Raw genomic sequence first — 19,685 nt, forward strand, 5'->3', positions numbered from 1 at the left:
TGCAAAATTTAGCGTTGACGCACAACAATCGCCCTCTGGCGGTGGGGAATGTGATGGAAGCTGGTTTTTTACAACAGCTTACGACTGGCAGCGGGTCGGGTGAAACCGGTCAGGCACCGGATAAGTATCCGGCGGAAGTTATCACAATTAATTTAAGGTTTTGTGATACATCGGGGACCACTTTTGAGCCACACTGTTTTTAACGCACTAACCGGAAATATAACAATGAACACCCCAACGTTTCAGGTTAAGCCCGCGACCATTCATCCTTTATGGTTAAGAATATGTCACTGGGTGAATGCCCTCGCGATATTAATAATGGTCACCAGCGGCTGGCGTATTTATAACGCATCGCCACTATTTGATTTTAATATCCCGGATATTATTACCCTCGGCGGCTGGTTAGGCGGGGCATTACAATGGCATTTCTTCGCTATGTGGTTATTTGCGATAAATGGCCTGGCGTATTTCATTCTGAATATCTGCAGCGGGCGATTAACACGCCAGTTTTGGCCGCTGTCGCCGCGAGGGCTGGCGCATGACTTGTTTTCGGCCCTGCGCGGTAAGCTGGCCCATGACCATGCCGGACAGTATAACCACGTTCAGAAACTGGCTTATCTGTTTGTGATGGTCGATAGCATTATTCTGGCAGTATCTGGTTTAGTTATCTGGAAATCGGTGCAGTTTCCCCTGCTGAGAGAATTACTCGGCGGCTATGACAATGCCCGCGTTATCCATTTCCTGGCGATGTCGGCACTTGTGGGGTTTGTGGTGATTCATCTGGTCATGGTGCTGTTAGTACCGAAAACATTACTCGCCATGCTCCGTGGACGATAAGGGGTTTCTGATGAGCCAACGTGATAAATCACTGCCGACTGCCGATAAGAACATCATTATCCAGGACGCCAGCCGGGAAATAAATAAACAACTGTCTGCCGAAGGCCGTCGTCGTTTTTTAAAACAGGGCTTAACCCTCGGCGGTTTAATGATGTTGACCGGTTGTGATATCAGTAATAATAGCTCGGTCGAAAATACCCTCAGCCGTATTTCCCGATTTAACGATCGTATTCAGCAATGGTTATTTAATCCTAATGACCTCGCACCGGTATATCCCGAAAGCATGATAACGCGCCCTTTCCCGTTTAATGCGTTTTATAGCGAAGATCAGGCGCCGACGATCGATGGCAGCGATTATCGCCTGGAGGTTACCGGGCGCGTGAGTGACAAGCGTGCCTGGAGCCTTGCCGAACTGCATAACATGGCGCAGGTCAGCCAGGTCACACGGCATATTTGCGTGGAAGGATGGAGTGCTATTGGTAAATGGGGCGGCGTACCCTTTGCTTTATTTCTCAAAACGATCGGCGCGGACCTGAATGCCAGCTACGTCAGCTTCCGCTGCGCGGATGATTACTACACCAGTATTGATATGGCAACTGCACTCCACCCGCAGACCCTCATGGCGCTAACGTACGACGGCCAGATTTTGCCTCGTCAATATGGTTTCCCGATGAAGATAAGGATCCCAACCAAGCTGGGCTATAAGAACCCCAAACATATTTTGGCTATTGAAATCACCAATCGCTACCCCGGCGGTTACTGGGAGGACCAGGGCTATAACTGGTTCGGCGGTAGCTAATTCACTGTGGTCATCATCTGTGATTGATCCAGAACTCATACAATATGAAGGAATGACGAAATGAAAAAGCTCAATACCCTGCTGATGTGCTCTGCTTTGTTGTTTGGAATGGCCGGCGCCCATGCGGCCGACAATATGGCCAAGGATAATATGGCGAAAGACAGTATGGGCAAAATGTCCCATGACTGTACTAAAGACAGCATGAAAAAAGAGTGTATGTCGAAAGATGGCATGGCTAAAGACGGGATGAAGAAAGATGGGATGTCGAAAGACAGCATGCATAAAGACACGATGAGCAAAGACGGAATGTCAAAAGACAAGATGGCCAAAGGCGCGATGAGTCATTAATTATCGTCGCGCCCGACGCCAGGAAAAAAGCGATTGCCCGGCCAGGCAATCGCTTTTTTTATGCGCGGGTAACACCCCGACGCTTACAGATCTTTTAACAGCTGCTCAATGAATGCCGGCACCACTTCACTCGCCAGCCCGTAGTGTTTTTCAGCAAATTCGCTGCCCACCTGGCTTGGCTCAAGGTTTAACTCTACCGTATGCGCCCCCTGCAGACGGGCTTCGTGTACAAAACCTGCCGCCGGATAGACATGCCCGGAAGTGCCGATGGCAATAAAGATATCGGCATCGGCCAGCGCGCTGTAAATGTCATCCATTCCCAGCGGCATCTCGCCAAACCAGACCACGTGCGGGCGCAGCGGCGCCGGGAACTGACAGCAGTGGCACTTATCCTCTGCGGTGACGTCCCCGGTCCACTCCAGCACCTGCCCGCTCCACGAACAGCGGACTTTGAGTAATTCGCCATGCATGTGAATTACCCGCTGATTCCCGGCGCGCTCGTGCAGGTTATCAATATTCTGCGTCACCAGCAGGAAGTGGTCACCCAACGCCGATTCCAGCCGCGCCAACGCCTGATGCGCCGCATTGGGAACAATATCGGGACCTTGCAGTTGTCGGCGACGGGCATTGTAAAACGCCTGCACCAGCGCGGGGTCGCGGGCGAAACCTTCCGGCGTGGCCACATCTTCAACCCGGTGCTCTTCCCACAAGCCATCGGCTGCACGGAAGGTTTTTATACCGGACTCCGCCGAAATCCCAGCGCCGGTCAGCACCACAACCTTAGGTTTATCCATTGTTTCCAACGCCGTTTTATCCTCTTTAAAGAAAATTCGCTGGCGCAGACGTTCACGCAAGCGACGTTTGTTACGGCGAAAACGGCTCAATCGGTGTAAGCGGCGCGACAACATAGCTACCCCTGTGGTTAACGAGTCAAATGAAGGAAGGCCGCACCGCGCATACCTCCAGCATCACCATGACGCGCGCGTTCAATTCGCGGTACCCTGGCAACCGGCAGTAAATGACGCGGCAGGCGCTGCGCCAGCCCTTCGCTTATTGCTGTAAAGTTAGACAACCCACCGCCAAGCACCAGCAGATCCGGGTCGACAATGGTTAAAATATTTCCCAGACAAACCGCCAGCAGGTCAAGATAGCGCTCGACGTGCTCACGCGCCCGCACCTCGCCCTGTTGCCATTGGGCGACGATCTCTGGGGAGGTTAAGGTGTGTTGATAAAAGTGTTCATACAGCCAGGCGAAACCACGGCCGGAGAGATAATTTTCAATGCAGCCCAGCTGGCCGCAGCCGCAACGGGTAAGTGGGAAATCACGCCCCACCACCTCCAGGGCATCCACCGGCAGGCGAATATGGCCGAATTCGCCGGTGATATAACTATGTCCGGTAATCGATTTACCGTTGAGTACCAGCCCGCCGCCAACGCCGGTGCCCAGGATCAACCCCATCACCAGCGGATATTGCGTGAACTCGTCGTCCCAGGCTTCTGAAAGGGCAAAACAGTTAGCGTCGTTATCCAGACGAACCTCGCGCCCGAGGCGCGCGCTAAGGTCGGCGCGAAGCGGCTGGCCGCTGGCGGCGGGGACGTTAGCAGCGTACAGCGTGCCGTCCGCCGTTTCAGGCATCCCGGGGATGCCAATGCCTACCGATCCCTGACAGTCAAAACGGCTGTCCGCTTCGCGTACCAGCGACTCCACCGCCTGCTGAAAGTCCTCATAACCTGATGTCGGTGTGGCAACGCGCTTTTCCCAACGCAGTTGCCGCTCCTGATCGAAGACACCCAGTGCTATCTTGCTGCCGCCAATGTCAAATCCGTAGTACATTCAGCAATTCCTCTTGTTAACCAGCAAAGCCGGTTATGACGATAAATTACTGGCCACTCAGCACCCTCGCCGGGTCAATGCGGCTGGCGCGGCGGGCGGGATACCAGCTGGCCAGCAAACTCAGCAACAGTGCCGTCACCAGCACGTAAACGACATCCAGCCAGTGCAGTTCAGACGGCAGGAAGTCAATAAAATAGATGTCGCCGGACAGAAGTTTGTGCCCAATCAGATATTCGATCCCGTTAATCACCGATGTCAGCTTCAGCGCGCCAACCACGCCGATCGCCACCCCTATCAGGCTGCCGACCGAACCGGCAAGTAAACCATACCAGACAAAAATGGCGCGGATCAGGCCGTCTTTGGCCCCCAGCGTGCGCAGGACCGCAATATCGCTACTTTTATCTTTCACCGCCATCACCAGAGTGGAGACAATGTTAAAGCAGGCCACGCCGATCACCAGCACCATCGCAAGGTACATAATGGCGCGGATCATCTGAATATCACGATACATATAGCCGTACGTCCCAATCCAGCTCTTGATGTAGACGTAGCTGTTGGTTACTTCTCCCGCATCACGCACCAGCGTGTTGGCGTGGAAGACATCGGTGACTTTAATCGCAATCCCGGTGACGCTGCTACCCATATCCAGGTACTGTTGGGCATCGACCATCGGGATCATCGCAAAACTGTGATCGAGCTGGCCGCTTAACTGCAAAATCCCGGTCACATGCAAGCGGACGCGTTTGGGTTGCAGGAGCTGATGTTCGGAATCGGAATTGGGGATCATAATCGACACCCAGTCGCCCTGCTTCACGTGCAGTGCATCCGCAACACCTTTGCCCAGAATCACCTGCTGCTCGCCGGCTTTAAAGCTGGCCCAGGCGTTATTCTGGATATATTGTGGCAGCGAACTGAGGCGACTTTCCTGCTGCGGATCGACGCCTTTCACCTGGATTGCGCGCATGTTGCTGCCGCTCTCCACCAGCCCGGTAAAGTTGATATAGGGCGCTGCGGCCACGATACCCTTCACCTTCTCCACTTTCGCCAGCGCTTCGTTCCAGTTGGTCCAGGGCTGTTTGACCGGTTCAATTTCGCCATGAGGCACCACGGCCAGAATGCGATTATTCAGCTCGCGTTCAAAGCCGTTCATCGCGCTGAGGCCAACGATAAGTACCGCCACCCCAAGGGCAATGCCGATGGTCGAAATCACCGAGATCAGCGATACCATGCCGCCACGTCGCCGTCCGCGACTAAAACGCAGGGCAATCAATAATGATAACGGAGCCGTCATTACCTGGCCCCCATCAGGGTCAGTTCCGCGTTCAGGTGCCCGTCACGCATCTCCAGCTGGCGGTTCATTCGCTGTGCCAGTTGCAGGTCGTGGGTCACCACCAGGAACGCGGTGCGCTGGGCTACGTTCAGTTCTCCCAGCAGTTGGAAAATGCTGTCAGCATTGCGGGCATCGAGGTTACCGGTCGGTTCATCCGCCAGCACCAGACGCGGTTTATTTACCAGCGCACGGGCGATTGCCACGCGCTGACGTTCGCCGCCGGAAAGCTCGGACGGACGGTGATGGCTACGGTGTTCAAGCCCTACCGCGTGCAGCATTGCTTTCGCCTGTCGCTCAATATCCGAGGCCTTCTGTTTGCCGATCAGCAACGGCATCGCCACGTTTTCGAGCGCGGTGAAATCGGGTAACAAATGGTGAAACTGGTAGATAAAGCCCAGCTCGCGGTTACGCAGGTCGGCACGGGCGGCAGCAGAAAGCTGGTTCATCGACTGGCCGGAGAACACCACGTCGCCGGAGGTTGGCGTGTCCAGCCCGCCGAGCAGATGCAGCAGCGTACTTTTGCCGGAGCCCGAAGTTCCGACAATCGCCATCATCTCCCCTTCCTGAATGCTGAAGCTGACATTGTGCAATACATCCGTTTGCACGTTGCCTTCCTGATAGCGTTTGCACAGATTGTCGCATTGCAGCAGGATATTATTCATAACGTAAAGCCTCAGCGGGTTGAGTGGCGGCAGCGCGCCAGGAAGGATACAACGTAGACAACAATGCCAGCACCATGGCGACCAGGGCGATAATCGTGACCTGTAACGGTTCGATAGCTACCGGCAACGCCGCGCCATCCAGGAACGCGCCGATCACGGGCATTAAATTATTTAACTGACTGGCAAGCAATACGCCGAGGATCGCCCCCAGCAGCGCGCCGACGATCCCGGCACTGGCCCCCTGGACCATAAAGACCACCATGATCTGCCGCGGCGTTAGCCCCAGCGTTTGCAGGATTGCCACTTCGCTTTGTTTCTCCATCACCATCATCCCCAAAGAGGTGATGATGTTAAACGCCGCCACGGCAACGATCAGGCTCAGCAGCAGTCCCATCATATTTTTTTCCATGCGCACGGCCTGGAACAACTCGCCTTTCCGCTCGCGCCAGTCCTGCCACTTGGTTCCCTGCGGCAGCGTCTGCTGACTGAGGGTATCAACCTGCAACGGCTGGTTAAGCCACAGGCGCCAGCCGGTAATATTCCCCAACGGATAGCGCATCAGGCGCGAGGCATCGTCGATATTGGTCAGCATCTGGTAGCCATCCACTTCGCTATTGGCGGCGAAGGTACCGATGACGTTAAACAGACGCTGGCTGGGCACACGCCCCATCGGCGTGAACTGACTGGCTGAAGGGACCATCACGCGGATCTGGTCGCCGCGATTCACCCCAAGCTGGCCGGCCAGCTGTTCGCCGAGGATCACGTTATATTTCCCGGCGGCGAGGTCGCTTTGCTTGACGTTAACAAGGTACGGAGTGAGCGGATCTTTTTGTGCCGGGTCGATACCCAGCATCACGCCCACCGCGACGCTGCGGGCGCTCTGCAGCACCACATCGCCGGTAGTGATCGGCGCCACGCGGGTAACGCCCTGTAATTTGACAGCGCTTTCCGGCAGTTGTTGAGGATTCACCGAGCCCTGCTGGGCGCTGAGGATGGCCTGCGGCATCAGCCCCAGGATGTTGTTCTGCAGCTCGCGCTCAAAGCCGTTCATGACCGATAGCACGGTGACCAGCGCCATCACACCTAGCGTGATGCCGATGGTGGATAGCCAGGAGACGAAACGACCGAAGCGGTCGGCTGCACGCCCACGCATGTAGCGAAGACCAATAAAAAGTGCGGCAGGTTGGTACATGTAATCCATCTGGTTGCTGATAGCCGATGCACGAGTATATATGTCATCACCCAACGCGTAAATCACTGAAACGGTAAGTTTTTGTCGCAAAAAGAGGAAAAAACAAAGAAAAATCAACTGGATATTTGGTTCTTCTGCGCTTATCTATCAGAATCTTTCCCCCTGACGCCCCTAACCTGCCGTCAATCGGGTTGGCGAATGCGGGTCAATCACGGATAATAATCATCATTGAATATTAGCGGTTTGCCCTTATATACCCCTCATACTTCACGCTGCAACGCGAAAGATTTACGGTATCCACATAGAGCGAATCACGAAGGGATCCTGATAACAGCTATGTCTCAACATTATCGATACACACTGCCGGTGAAGCCCGGCGATCAGCGGCACCTCGGTGAATTAACCGGTGCGGCCTGCGCCACCCTGGTGGCGGAAATGGCCGAACGCCATGCTGGCCCGGTGATACTCGTCGCCCCGGATATGCAAAATGCCCTTCGTCTGAATGATGAAATCCGCCAGTTTACCGACAGCATGGTGATCGGCCTGGCGGACTGGGAAACCCTCCCATACGACAGCTTCTCGCCGCATCAGGATATTATCTCTTCCCGCCTCGCCACGCTTTACCAGTTACCGACTATGCAACGCGGCGTGCTGATCGTGCCGGTCAGTACTCTGATGCAGCGCGTCTGCCCGCACAGCTTCCTGCACGGACATGCATTGGTCATGAAAAAAGGCCAGCGCCTGTCGCGCGATGGTCTGCGTACGCAACTGGACAGCGCCGGCTATCGCCATGTGGATCAGGTAATGGAGCACGGCGAATATGCCACCCGTGGCGCCCTGCTCGACCTGTTCCCGATGGGCAGCGAACAACCCTATCGTCTTGACTTTTTCGATGATGAAATTGACAGCCTGCGCCTGTTTGACGTCGACAGCCAGCGCACGCTGGAAGAAGTACAGGCCATCAATCTGCTGCCAGCCCACGAGTTCCCGACCGATCAGACCGCTATCGAGCTGTTCCGCAGCCAGTGGCGCGACCGTTTTGAAGTGAAACGCGATGCCGAACATATCTATCAGCAGGTCAGCAAAGGCACGCTGCCGACCGGGATCGAATACTGGCAGCCGCTGTTCTTCAATGAACCGCTTCCGCCGCTGTTTAGCTACTTCCCGACGAACGCCCTGCTCGTCAACACCGGCGATCTGGAAGCCAGCGCCGAGCGTTTTCAAAATGAAACCCGCGCGCGCTTTGAAAGCCGTGGCGTTGACCCTATGCGCCCGTTGCTGCCGCCTGAGCTGCTCTGGCTGCGGGTCGATGAGTTGTTCAGCGAGCTGAAAAAGTGGCCGCGCGTGCAGCTAAAAACCGAGCGTCTGGCCGAGAAAGCCGCCAATACCAACCTCGGCTATCAGACGCTGCCGGATCTCTCCATTCAGGCGCAGAGTAAGGCGCCGCTGGATAATCTGCGCCGCTTCCTCGAATCGTTTAACGGTCCGGTGATCTTCTCGGTAGAAAGTGAAGGCCGCCGCGAAGCGCTCGGTGAAGTGCTGGCGCGGATCAAAATCGCCCCGAAACATATTCTGCGGCTGGAAGAGGCGAGCGGTAATGGTCGCTATCTGATGATTGGCGCGGCTGAGCACGGGTTTATCGATGGGCAACGCTCGCTGGCGCTGATTTGCGAAAGCGATCTGCTGGGCGAGCGCGTGGCGCGTCGTCGTCAGGATTCACGGCGCACCATCAACCCCGATACCTTAATCCGCAACCTCGCAGAGCTGCATGAAGGCCAGCCGGTGGTGCACCTCGAGCACGGCGTTGGCCGCTATGCCGGGATGACCACTCTGGAAGCGGGTGGGATCACCGCCGAGTATCTGATGCTCATCTACGCCAATGATGCCAGGCTGTACGTGCCGGTCTCTTCTTTGCATCTGATCAGCCGCTATGCCGGCGGCGCGGAAGAAAACGCACCGTTGCATAAACTCGGCGGCGATGCCTGGACTCGTGCGCGGCAGAAAGCGGCGGAAAAAGTCCGCGATGTGGCGGCGGAACTGCTCGATATCTACGCCCAGCGCGCTGCAAAATCGGGCTTTGCCTTTAAACACGATCGCGAACAGTATCAGCTGTTTTGTGACGGTTTCCCCTTTGAAACCACCCCGGATCAGGCGCAGGCCATCAACGCCGTACTCAGCGATATGTGTCAGCCGCTGGCCATGGATCGCCTGGTGTGCGGCGATGTCGGCTTCGGCAAAACCGAAGTGGCAATGCGCGCCGCCTTCCTGGCGGTTGAGAACCACAAACAGGTAGCGGTGCTGGTGCCGACTACCCTGCTCGCTCAGCAGCACTTCGATAACTTCTGCGACCGTTTCGCCAACTGGCCGGTTCGCATCGAAATGCTGTCGCGTTTTCGTAGCGCAAAAGAGCAAGCGCAGATCCTGGAACAGGCGGCGGAAGGCAAAATCGATATTCTTATCGGGACGCACAAGCTGCTGCAAAATGAGGTCAAACTGCGCGATCTTGGGCTGCTGATCGTCGATGAAGAGCACCGCTTCGGGGTCCGACACAAGGAACGCATCAAAGCCATGCGCGCCGATGTCGATATCCTGACCCTGACCGCCACGCCGATTCCGCGAACCCTGAATATGGCGATGAGCGGAATGCGCGATCTGTCCATTATTGCCACTCCGCCGGCCCGCCGTCTGGCGGTGAAGACCTTCGTGCGTGAATACGACTCGCTGGTGGTACGCGAGGCCATCCTGCGTGAAGTGCTGCGCGGCGGCCAGGTGTACTACCTCTACAATGACGTGGAAAACATCCAGAAAGCCGCCGACCGCCTGGCGGAGCTGGTGCCGGAAGCGCGCATTGCTATCGGTCACGGGCAGATGCGCGAGCGCGAGCTGGAACGCGTCATGAACGATTTCCACCACCAGCGGTTCAACGTGCTGGTGTGTACCACTATTATCGAAACCGGGATCGATATCCCCACCGCCAATACCATTATCATTGAGCGAGCTGACCATTTCGGCCTGGCACAGCTGCACCAGCTGCGCGGGCGCGTCGGGCGCTCGCATCACCAGGCCTACGCCTGGCTACTGACGCCACATCCGAAAGCCATGACCACCGATGCGCAAAAGCGCCTCGAAGCCATCGCTTCGCTGGAAGATCTCGGAGCCGGCTTCGCGCTGGCAACTCATGATCTGGAGATCCGCGGGGCCGGTGAACTGCTGGGCGAGGACCAGAGCGGACAGATGACCACCATCGGCTTCTCGCTGTATATGGAGCTGCTGGAAAATGCCGTCGATGCGCTGAAAGCCGGGCGTGAACCTTCCCTTGAGGATCTCACCAGTCAGCAGACCGAAGTCGAGCTGCGGATGCCGGCCTTGCTGCCGGATGATTTTATTCCTGACGTCAATACCCGCCTGTCGTTCTACAAGCGGATCGCCAGCGCGAAGCATGAGCACGATCTGGAAGAGATTAAAGTTGAGCTAATCGATCGTTTCGGCCTGCTGCCGGATGCGGCGAGAAACCTGCTGGACATCGCCCGCCTGAGACAACAGGCGCAAAAACTCGGCATCCGTAAGCTGGAAGGCAACGAGAAAGGCGGCGTGATTGAGTTCAATGAAAAGAACAACGTCAACCCGGTCTGGCTGATTGGGCTGCTGCAGAAGCAGCCGCAGCATTTCCGCCTCGACGGACCGACCCGCCTGAAGTTTATGCAGGACCTCGGCGAACGTAAAACTCGTATGGAGTGGGTGCGTCAGTTTATGCGCCAGCTCGAAGAGAACGCCGCAGCATAATCATCTCAGGGATACGGTGGCAGCAACCGTATCCCTGCTCTTCTGCCGTCAGCATCTGACATCCCTGGCAAACTTTACAAATGTTTTGCAATATACCAGGGTTTCCCCACATTCACCCACGCGATAATTCCCGTCTGTTTCCTCATAAAAAATAACCACTTATTTATTATGACTATTTTCGTATCGCGTTTATCTCTCTGGCTGGCAGCACTGGCCGTCGCCGTCGTCATGGTGCTTCCCGCCCGCGCCAACACCTGGCCGCTACCGCCAGCGGGCAGCCGCGTTGTGGGGCAGAACCAGTTTCACGTCGTGCAAAACAACGGCGGCTCGCTGGAGGCTATCGCCAAGCGCTACAACGTCGGCTTCCTGGCCTTGCTGCAGGCCAACCCTGGCGTCGACCCTTATGTGCCACGGGCCGGGAGCGTCCTGACCATTCCGCTACAGACCCTGTTACCCGATGCGCCACGCGAAGGTCTGGTGATCAATCTTGCCGAACTGCGCCTCTATTATTACCCGCCGGGTAAAAACGAGGTCACCGTCTACCCTATCGGTATTGGTCAACTGGGGGGCGATACGATTACGCCCACTATGGTTACCACCGTCTCCGACAAGCGCGCCAACCCGACCTGGACGCCAACCGCCAACATTCGGGCCCGCTATAAAGCGATGGGGATAGACCTCCCTGCCGTGATGCCTGCCGGGCCGGATAACCCGATGGGCCATCACGCCATTCGCCTCGCGGCCTACGGCGGTGTCTATTTGCTGCATGGTACCAATGCTGATTTTGGTATTGGCATGCGCGTCAGCTCCGGCTGCATCCGTCTGCGCGATGATGACATCAAGACGCTGTTTAACAAGATCACCCCGGGCACCAGAGTCAACATCATCAACACGCCAATTAAGGCCTCCGTTGAGCCGGACGGAACGCGTCTGGTGGAGATCCACCAGCCCCTGTCCAAACATCTGGATGACGATCCGCAAACTCTGCCGATTGTCCTGAACAGCACGATGGAGAGCTTTAAACAGTCACCGGCAACCAATCAGGAGGTGATGAACCACGCCATGGAACTGCGCTCAGGCATGCCGATTAACGTGACCCGCCACCATGTGGCGCACGAGCAAGCAATGTAAGGGAATAAGTCGGGCTCCCGACATGAAAAAAAACCGCCTGCAGGTAACCTGACAGGCGGTTTTTTTATGGATATCTAACAAACAAGATAACGCGAAAAGTCGACATGCAGCGGTCTCATAAAGGGGTGAGAACCGCCTCACGTCTGTGGCATAGCAGGGAACATCTTACAGCGTACTACTCGCGAGCTGATAAAGGGGTCAGGCTCGCGTATTGTCAGTGGCATGACAGGGGTAAAACAGACTTATTTATAGATAACAGCGGTTCCGTGCAGGGTGTTCGGACCCGTGACGGAAGTAATACGGAAAGAGGTGGCGCCCATTTCTTCCGCTTTTTGTGCCAGCTGATCTTCCAGAGAACCTAAGTTGGTGCCAGCGGTCGCGGAAACGGTACCAATTTTGTGTTGGTTAGCTGGAGTGGATTGCACTTCAACAGCAGCAAAACTGGCGAAAGAGAGAGAGCTCAGCACAGCGGCCAGCGTCAGAGTTTTGATGTTTTTCATGATTATTATACCTATGCAGATGATTTTAGTAGGGTCGCAAGAATTAACTTAACGATCGCTAGGTAAATATTAATGTGATCCATATCACACGTCAAATCATTTTTATAACGATCGTTTATTTATTTATAAACAACTTAAAATTCATACATATATGAATTATTTATTTTTGCGGGTTCGGCGCTGGTAGGTTGCAGCGTTTATTTTTATAATGCCCACTCAACAAACCAACATAGGTACAGCGGCACCATGACAACTGACGTTCAAAGTTGCGTAAAAAAAAGCCGTGGCCGACCAAAAGTGTTCGACAAGGAAGCGGCGCTGGATAAGGCCATGGCACTTTTCTGGCAGCACGGCTACGAGGCAACTTCTCTTGCCGATCTTGTAGAAGCGACCGGGGCAAAGGCGCCGACGCTGTATGCGGAATTCGTCAACAAAGAAGGGTTATTCCTGGCGGTACTCGATCGCTATATTTCGCGCTTCGCGGCCAGGCACGAAGCGGTGCTGTTTGCCGAGGATAAATCCGTCGACCAGGCGTTGCGCGACTACTTCACCGCCATCGCGACCTGCTTTACCAGCAAAGATACGCCAGCGGGCTGTTTTATGATCAACACCTCAGCGGCACTGGCGGCCTCGTCAACCGATATCGCCAACACCATCAAATCACGCCATGCGAAGCAAGAGCAGACCCTGGCCCAGTTTCTTCAGCAGCGTCAGCTGCGCGGGGAGCTCCCGGAAAAAGGTGACGTCCAGCAGCTGGCGCAGTTTTTGAACTGCGTTTTACAAGGGATGTCTATCAGCGCGCGCGAAGGCGCTGACTTCGAGAAACTGATGCGCATCGCCGACACCACGCTGCGGCTGTGGCCACAAATCCTTCAGCACTAATCTGCACTGCCGCCCGGTGACACTCACCACCGGGCCTTCACTCCCCCTCCAGCTTTAACCTTATTTTTATTAATGTTTTCATATTATTAAGTCGTTATTTTGTTGTAAATGATATTGATAACGATAATCAATATGTGCAAAATTCGCATTTGCTTTTCGAAATATTTCAGTCTGTAACCGCCGGGCATCAGTCCCGGAATAAAAAAACAATGCTGCAATTAACTCATAAAAGGAATGCGAATGAACACGCGTCTCTGGGTGCTTAACCCACTGCTGCTGGCTACTGCCCTGCCCGCGTTTGCCGCACAGGTCGATGAAGAAAACATTATCGTGAGTGCCAACCGAACCCATCGTACCGTCGCCGAAATGGCGCAAACCACCTGGGTTATCGAAGGTCAGGAAATTGAACAGCAGGTACAGGGGGGCAAGGAGTTTAAAGACGTACTGGCCCAACTGATCCCCGGGATTGACGTCAGCAGCCAGGGACGCACTAACTACGGTATGAACATGCGTGGCCGGGCCATCGTGGTACTGATTGACGGCGTGCGCCTCAATTCATCCCGTACCGACAGCCGCCAGCTCGATTCTATCGATCCGTTCAATATTGAACACATTGAAGTGATTTCTGGCGCCACCTCTTTGTACGGCGGCGGCAGTACCGGCGGCCTGATCAATATCGTCACCAAAAAAGGTCAGCAGGAACGCCAGGTTGACCTTGAGCTCGGCGGTAAAACGGGTTTTGCCAACAGCAACGACCATGACGAGCGAGTAGCGGCAGCAGTCAGCGGTGGAACCGATCACGCTTCCGGGCGCTTATCTGTCGCGTATCAGCGCTTCGGTGGCTGGTATGACGGCAATAACGATGCGCTGATCCTTGATAACACCCAGACCGGCCTGCAGCATTCTGACCGCCTGGATGTCATGGGTACCGGGACGATTAACATCGACGAAAACCGCCAGCTGCAGCTGGTGACGCAATACTATAAAAGCCAGGGCGACGATTACGGCCTCTATCTTGGCAAAAATATGTCGGCAGTCACCGGCGACGGGAAAGCCTACACCACCAACGGGCTGGACTCTGACCGCGTTCCCGGTACCGAGCGCCATCTGATTAGCCTGCAATATTCCGACGCCGATTTCTATGGCCAGAACCTGGTCAGCCAGATCTACTACCGCGACGAGTCGCTGAGCTTCTATCCCTTCCCGACGCTCAGCAAAGGCCAGGTCAGCAGCTTCTCCTCCTCAAAACAGGATACCGATCAGTACGGGGCGAAAATCACCCTCAACAGCCAACCGCTTGACGGCTGGGATCTGACCTGGGGACTGGATGCCGATCACGAGACCTTCAACGCCAACCAGATGTTCTTCGACCTCAATACCTCGATGGCATCCGGCGGCCTGCACAACGACGCGATTTACACCACCGGCCGCTACCCGGGCTACAGCATCACCAACCTGGCGCCGTTCCTGCAAAGCAGTTATGACCTTAATGATATCTTCACCCTGAGCGGCGGCGTGCGCTATCAGTGGACGGAAAACCGGGTCAATGATTTTGTCGGCTATGCTCAGCAGCAAGACGTGGCGAGCGGCAAAGTCAATTCGGCTGATGCCATCCCGGGTGGCAAAACCGATTACGATAACTTCTTGTTTAACGCCGGGATTGTCGCCCACCTCACCGACCGCCAGCAGACCTGGTTCAACTTCTCACAAGGGGTCGAGCTTCCGGATCCAGGGAAATACTACGGCATCGGTAAATATGGCGCGGCGGTAAACGGCAACTACCCGCTGCTGTCGAGCGTCAACGTCGGCGACTCGCCGTTGCAGGGGATTAAGGTCAACTCCTACGAGCTGGGCTGGCGTTACACCGGCGATAACCTGCGCACGCAGCTGGCGGCATACTACTCCACCTCAGACAAAACCATCGTCGTTAACCGCACCGATATGACCATCGACGTGCAGTCTGACAAGCGACGTATTTACGGCGTGGAAGGCGCGGTTGACTACGCCTTCCCGCAGAGCGACTGGAGTACCGGCGCGAACTTCAACGTCCTGAAATCACAGGTGAAGACGGATGGTAGCTGGCAGAAATGGGATGTCACCCTCGCCTCGCCATCGAAAGCCACCGCCTGGGTCGGCTGGGCGCCGGATCCGTGGTCACTGCGCGTGCAGACCCAGCAGGTCTTCGATCTGAGTGACGCCAGCGGCAACAAGCTGGATGGCTACAATACCGTCGACTTTATCGGCAGCTATGAACTGCCGCTGGGTAAACTGACCTTCAGCATTGAAAACCTGCTGAATGAAGATTATGTCACCGTCTGGGGTCAACGAGCGCCGCTGCTGTACAGCCCGACCTATGGCAGCAGCTCATTGTATGAGTACAAAGGCCGCGGACGCACTTTTGGTCTGAACTACGCCCTGAGCTTCTGATAAAAAAAGCCCCCCAGCCTGAACGGATGGGGGGCTTATCGTTACTGGCATCTTTTTTACGCTTTATTGTTCAGAATTAACTGGCCGTTGTTGTCCAACGGAATTTGCGTGCCGGGGTCGCGATCCATACGGATTTTGCCCTGCTGGTCGCCAATTTTATAAGTGACGTCGTAACCCAGCATTTTATCCGACTTATCGTACACCGTTTTGCAGCGCTGCTGCGTTGTGGTGTAGGTATCGCCTTCCTGCATCGCTCCCTGGATCTGGTTGCCGGCATAGCCGCCACCCAGCGCGCCCGCAACTGTCGCCACGCTACGGCCACGACCGCCGCCAAACTGGTGACCGATAACACCACCCGCCACGGCCCCCAGTACCGAACCGGCAATGCGGTTTTCATCCTGCACCGGACGACGATGGGTTACGGTGACGTTACGGCACTCCTGACGCGGGGTTTTAACCGTCTCTTTAATCGGTGTACTGGAAACCACCTGCGCATATTGCGGTCCGCGATCTAACACGTTCAGACCAGCGACGGCTGCTACGCCCAGCGCGGCAGCGACGCCAATCCCTATACCCGCCAACATTGATTTATTCACGGGACATCCTCCCTTGTTGCTGATAACCGTAATTTTGCGATCGCGCAGGGAACCTTGCAAATGAGAAAGCGGATGAAAAATGCGAGAAGCAGCGGCAAATAGCGGGGATTCAGAGGAATCTGAGACGATATAGCAAGCAAAGCAGACGGATATTCTGGAAATAACCCGGCGAGTCGACGCTTTGCCGGGTTATGGCTCCGGACAGGCTGATGGCCTGCTCCGGACGCTAATGATTCAGGATTTTAGTGCAGTTTCAGACGCGGGCGAATAATACGGTTGATACGACCCACCAGCATCATCAGCCCGGTTTTGCAGTAACCGTGCAGCGCAATCTGGTGCATGCGGTACAACGAGATGTAGACGAAGCGAGCGATACGCCCTTCCACCATCATCGAACCACGCATCAGGTTACCCATCAGGCTGCCGACCGTCGAATAGTTAGAGAGCGACACCAGTGAACCATGGTCTTTATAGACGTAGGATTTCAACGGCTTGTCTTTCATCTGCGCCAGAATATTGTTCAGCGCGCAGGTAGCCATCTGATGCGCGGCCTGCGCACGCGGCGGCACAAATCCACCTTCCGGGCGCTCGCAGGAGGCACAGTCGCCGATAGCATAGATGTCCGGATCCAGCGTGGTCTGCAGGGTTGGCTGCACCACCAGCTGGTTAATGCGGTTAGTTTCCAGACCGCCGATCTCTTTCATAAAATCAGGCGCTTTGATCCCCGCAGCCCAGACCATCAGGTCGGCATCGATAAACTCGCCATCCTTGGTGTGCAGGCCGTTGGCGTCGGCGCTGGTGACCATGGTTTTGGTCAGCACGCGCACGCCAAGCTTGGTCAGCTCGCTATGCGCAGCGCCGGAAATACGCGGCGGCAACGCCGGCAGAATACGCTCACCGGCTTCCACCAGCGTCACATTCAGCGCTTCGTTGGTCAGCCCTTTGTAACCGTAGCTGTGCAGCTGTTTCACCGCATTATGCAGCTCAGCAGACAGCTCAACGCCGGTCGCCCCGCCGCCTACGATAGCAATATTCACTTTACCGTTGGCACCCAGGTTGGCCGAGTACTTCAGGAACAGGTTCAGCATCTCCTGGTGGAAACGACGCGCCTGATGCGGGTTATCAAGGAAAATACAGTTTTCTTTGACGCCCGGGGTGTTGAAATCGTTTGAGGTACTACCCAGCGCCATCACCAGGGTGTCATACGGCAGCTTACGTTCCGCCACCAGCAGTTCGCCCTTCTCGTCACGCAATTCCGACAGGGTAATGGTTTTGGCTTCACGATTGATATCCGCTACGGAACCCAGCTGGAACTGGAAGCCGTGATTGCGGGCATGTGCCAGGTAGCTCAGCGCATCAACACCTTCATCGAGTGAACCGGTCGCCACTTCATGCAGCAACGGCTTCCATAAATGACTATGGTTACGATCGACCAGCGTGATTTTCGCTTTTTTATGACGTCCCAGCTTTCTCCCCAGCTGAGTCGCCAGTTCCAGCCCGCCAGCGCCGCCACCTACGATGACGATTCTTTTCAATGGTGTAGTCACGAGACCCCCTAAAATTATTAACCAATTGTTAATTAAAAGTTATAAAAATAGCTCTTATTTAACAACAAGTTACAGCAGTGAAACCATTCAGCGATATTGAGAATACCATGAACGGGTCATTGGTCATACCAAAATTGATATGCATCAAGTTTTACCGCATGTTTTTTAAGCGGGCAATAAAAATGGCATAAAAAAACCCGCTGTATGGTCATACAACGGGTCTTGGGGAGGGGTCAGCCGAGGGTCTTAAAGGCTTTTATACGCTGCAGATGTGGTGAGATGTTTTTAAATTTATGGGTCTGCTCGTTATCCCAGATTATCTCATAGTAGTGATGCAGCAGATCGGCGGAACGCTGGCTGTCCAGCGCCTCATCCTGACGGGAGAGGATCACCAGACAACGATCGCGATTTTTTTCACGGAAGTTGTTCACGCATTTGGTGCCGATATCCGCGTACTCTTCAGGCCGGTCAATCTTGCCTTCCATGTTTTCAGCAGGAAACAGATTGGGGTTGAAAACCGCCTGACGGATATCGCACAGAAAGCCGATCCGTTCTGCCCAGTAACCGCCCAGACCTACACCGCAAATCAGCGGCCGATCGTCGGTATTGAGCTGCAGCATTTTGTCGACCTCTTTTAACAAATGCTGCATATCATGTTTCGGGTGCCGCGTGCTGTAACTTATCAGGCGCACATCGGGATCGATAAACTGCAGCTGCAGCACCTTTTCATGGTTGCCGGGGCTGTTTGAGTCAAAACCGTGTAAATAGATAATCATCGCATCCTCACCAGACTTCAGGTCAATTACGCAGACTTCGCCTCTTGCCAACGCGCGTGGAGATGTTCCAGCTGCGCATTAACCGTCTTCCAACGGGCAGAATCCCTTAACTCCTGACGGGTAAATGAACCTTTATGATACAATTTCGTAACACGCTCTGCTTTGATCGGCGACAGGTTATCCAGCACGCTGACCGCACCCTTACGATTATTGCAGACCAGGATCATATCGCAACCGGCATCCAGAGAGGCCTGCCCCCGTTCAGCATAGCTGCCCATGATCGCCGCCCCTTCCATCGACAGGTCGTCGGAGAAAATCACCCCGTCAAAACCTAGTTCGCCGCGCAGCACCGTCTTCAGCCAGTGTGCCGAGCCGCTGGCCGGACGAGGGTCGACGTCGCTGTAGATAACGTGTGCCGGCATAATGGCATCGAGACGGTTTTCCGCCACCAGGGTACGAAATACCGCCATATCCCGGGCCCGTATCTCGGCTTCCGCGCGCGGATCGCGTGGCGTCTCTTTATGGGAATCAGCGCTCACCGCACCGTGTCCCGGGAAGTGTTTACCGGTGGTTTTCATGCCCGCGTCGTGCATCCCGTCAATAAAGTGACGGGCAATGGCCAACGCTTTCTGCGGATCCTCATGATAAGAGCGCTCGCCAATGGCGGCGCTGATATGCCCAACGTCCAGAACCGGCGCAAAGCTGATATCAATATCCATGGCAATCATTTCGCTGGCCATTAACCAACCGGCCTCGGCCGCCAGCGCCCCACCGGCTTCCATACCCAGCAGTGCAGCAAAAGATTGCGCGGCTGGCAGGCGGGTAAAGCCTTCACGAAAACGCTGAACGCGGCCCCCTTCCTGATCGACCGCCACCACCAGATGGTTGCGAGAAGCCTCGCGGATCTGGCGAACCAGTTCCCGTAGCTGTGCCGGATCGTGGTAGTTACGGGTGAATAAAATCAATCCGCCAACCAGAGGATGCGCCAGAATCTCGCGCTCTTCTGCATCCAGTTCAAACCCTTCAACATCCAACATTACC

The 19,685-nt window shown here is 55.2% G+C and carries 17 protein-coding genes; 7 read left to right on the plus strand and 10 right to left on the minus strand.

The window, feature by feature from the left end; all coding sequences use genetic code 11:
* Positions 1-225: 225 nt before the first annotated feature.
* From ACMYSP_RS02830 to ACMYSP_RS02840, 3 genes are read left to right on the plus strand one after another with little or no spacing between them, the layout of a single operon-like run.
* Positions 226-837 (plus strand): cytochrome b/b6 domain-containing protein, encoded by a 612-nt coding sequence (locus tag ACMYSP_RS02830; RefSeq protein ID WP_434585450.1) that lies wholly within the window; start codon positions 226-228, stop codon positions 835-837.
* 10 nt (positions 838-847) lie between these two features.
* Positions 848-1,636: a molybdopterin-dependent oxidoreductase gene (locus ACMYSP_RS02835; protein WP_434585451.1), complete on the plus strand. Its 789-nt coding sequence runs from the start codon at positions 848-850 to the stop codon at positions 1,634-1,636.
* Positions 1,637-1,696: 60 nt separating this feature from the next.
* A complete protein-coding gene (locus ACMYSP_RS02840; RefSeq protein ID WP_434585452.1) occupies positions 1,697-1,984 on the plus strand; it encodes a pentapeptide MXKDX repeat protein in 288 nt (95 codons plus the stop codon).
* Between the two features lie 83 nt (positions 1,985-2,067).
* On the opposite strand, the gene cobB is transcribed toward ACMYSP_RS02840, so the two are convergent.
* From cobB to lolC, 5 genes are read right to left on the minus strand one after another with little or no spacing between them, the layout of a single operon-like run.
* Positions 2,068-2,892 carry a Sir2 family NAD+-dependent deacetylase gene (cobB, locus tag ACMYSP_RS02845; protein ID WP_434585453.1) on the minus strand — a complete coding sequence of 275 codons (825 nt, stop codon included), beginning with the start codon at positions 2,890-2,892 and terminating at the stop codon, positions 2,068-2,070.
* A 14-nt stretch (positions 2,893-2,906) separates the two neighbouring features.
* Positions 2,907-3,818 carry an N-acetylglucosamine kinase gene (gene nagK, locus ACMYSP_RS02850; RefSeq protein WP_434585454.1) on the minus strand — a complete coding sequence of 304 codons (912 nt, stop codon included), beginning with the start codon at positions 3,816-3,818 and terminating at the stop codon, positions 2,907-2,909.
* 46 nt (positions 3,819-3,864) lie between these two features.
* Positions 3,865-5,109, minus strand: coding sequence for a lipoprotein-releasing ABC transporter permease subunit LolE (gene lolE / locus ACMYSP_RS02855; RefSeq protein ID WP_434585455.1), 1,245 nt, complete (start codon positions 5,107-5,109; stop codon positions 3,865-3,867).
* Positions 5,109-5,810, minus strand: coding sequence for a lipoprotein-releasing ABC transporter ATP-binding protein LolD (gene lolD, locus ACMYSP_RS02860; protein WP_434585456.1), 702 nt, complete (start codon positions 5,808-5,810; stop codon positions 5,109-5,111). The genes lolE and lolD overlap by 1 nt, the downstream gene beginning before the upstream one ends.
* Positions 5,803-7,002, minus strand: coding sequence for a lipoprotein-releasing ABC transporter permease subunit LolC (gene lolC, locus ACMYSP_RS02865; protein WP_434585457.1), 1,200 nt, complete (start codon positions 7,000-7,002; stop codon positions 5,803-5,805). Before lolC ends, lolD begins: the two co-directional genes overlap by 8 nt.
* A 336-nt stretch (positions 7,003-7,338) precedes the next feature.
* Here lolC and mfd point away from each other — a divergent pair, with 336 nt between their 5' ends.
* Complete coding sequence (mfd, locus tag ACMYSP_RS02870; RefSeq protein WP_434585458.1) at positions 7,339-10,785, plus strand: transcription-repair coupling factor; 3,447 nt, start codon at positions 7,339-7,341, stop codon at positions 10,783-10,785.
* Between the two features lie 168 nt (positions 10,786-10,953).
* Positions 10,954-11,916, plus strand: a complete 963-nt coding sequence (gene ldtC / locus ACMYSP_RS02875; protein ID WP_434585459.1) for a L,D-transpeptidase LdtC — start codon at positions 10,954-10,956, stop codon at positions 11,914-11,916.
* 242 nt (positions 11,917-12,158) lie between these two features.
* Here the strand turns inward: ldtC and bhsA are convergent, their stop codons facing one another.
* Positions 12,159-12,416: a multiple stress resistance protein BhsA gene (gene bhsA, locus ACMYSP_RS02880; RefSeq protein ID WP_434585460.1), complete on the minus strand. Its 258-nt coding sequence runs from the start codon at positions 12,414-12,416 to the stop codon at positions 12,159-12,161.
* A 246-nt stretch (positions 12,417-12,662) separates the two neighbouring features.
* Here bhsA and ACMYSP_RS02885 point away from each other — a divergent pair, with 246 nt between their 5' ends.
* Positions 12,663-13,298 carry a TetR/AcrR family transcriptional regulator gene (locus ACMYSP_RS02885; RefSeq protein ID WP_434585461.1) on the plus strand — a complete coding sequence of 212 codons (636 nt, stop codon included), beginning with the start codon at positions 12,663-12,665 and terminating at the stop codon, positions 13,296-13,298.
* Between the two features lie 240 nt (positions 13,299-13,538).
* Positions 13,539-15,725: a TonB-dependent siderophore receptor gene (locus tag ACMYSP_RS02890; RefSeq protein ID WP_434585462.1), complete on the plus strand. Its 2,187-nt coding sequence runs from the start codon at positions 13,539-13,541 to the stop codon at positions 15,723-15,725.
* 56 nt (positions 15,726-15,781) lie between these two features.
* Here the strand turns inward: ACMYSP_RS02890 and ACMYSP_RS02895 are convergent, their stop codons facing one another.
* The 4 genes from ACMYSP_RS02895 to nagZ form a co-directional block, all read right to left on the minus strand.
* A complete protein-coding gene (locus tag ACMYSP_RS02895) occupies positions 15,782-16,321 on the minus strand; it encodes a glycine zipper 2TM domain-containing protein (RefSeq protein WP_434585463.1) in 540 nt (179 codons plus the stop codon).
* A 242-nt stretch (positions 16,322-16,563) separates the two neighbouring features.
* Positions 16,564-17,868, minus strand: coding sequence for an NAD(P)/FAD-dependent oxidoreductase (locus ACMYSP_RS02900; RefSeq protein ID WP_434585464.1), 1,305 nt, complete (start codon positions 17,866-17,868; stop codon positions 16,564-16,566).
* A 233-nt stretch (positions 17,869-18,101) separates the two neighbouring features.
* Positions 18,102-18,644, minus strand: a complete 543-nt coding sequence (ycfP, locus tag ACMYSP_RS02905; protein WP_154143625.1) for an alpha/beta hydrolase YcfP — start codon at positions 18,642-18,644, stop codon at positions 18,102-18,104.
* A 26-nt stretch (positions 18,645-18,670) separates the two neighbouring features.
* On the minus strand, positions 18,671-19,681 hold the full coding sequence (gene nagZ / locus ACMYSP_RS02910) for a beta-N-acetylhexosaminidase (RefSeq protein ID WP_434585465.1): 1,011 nt from the start codon (positions 19,679-19,681) through the stop codon (positions 18,671-18,673).
* Positions 19,682-19,685: the final 4 nt, after the last annotated feature.

Origin of the sequence: Klebsiella sp. R390, assembly GCF_051131745.1 — a bacterium.
Lineage (GTDB): Bacteria > Pseudomonadota > Gammaproteobacteria > Enterobacterales > Enterobacteriaceae > Klebsiella.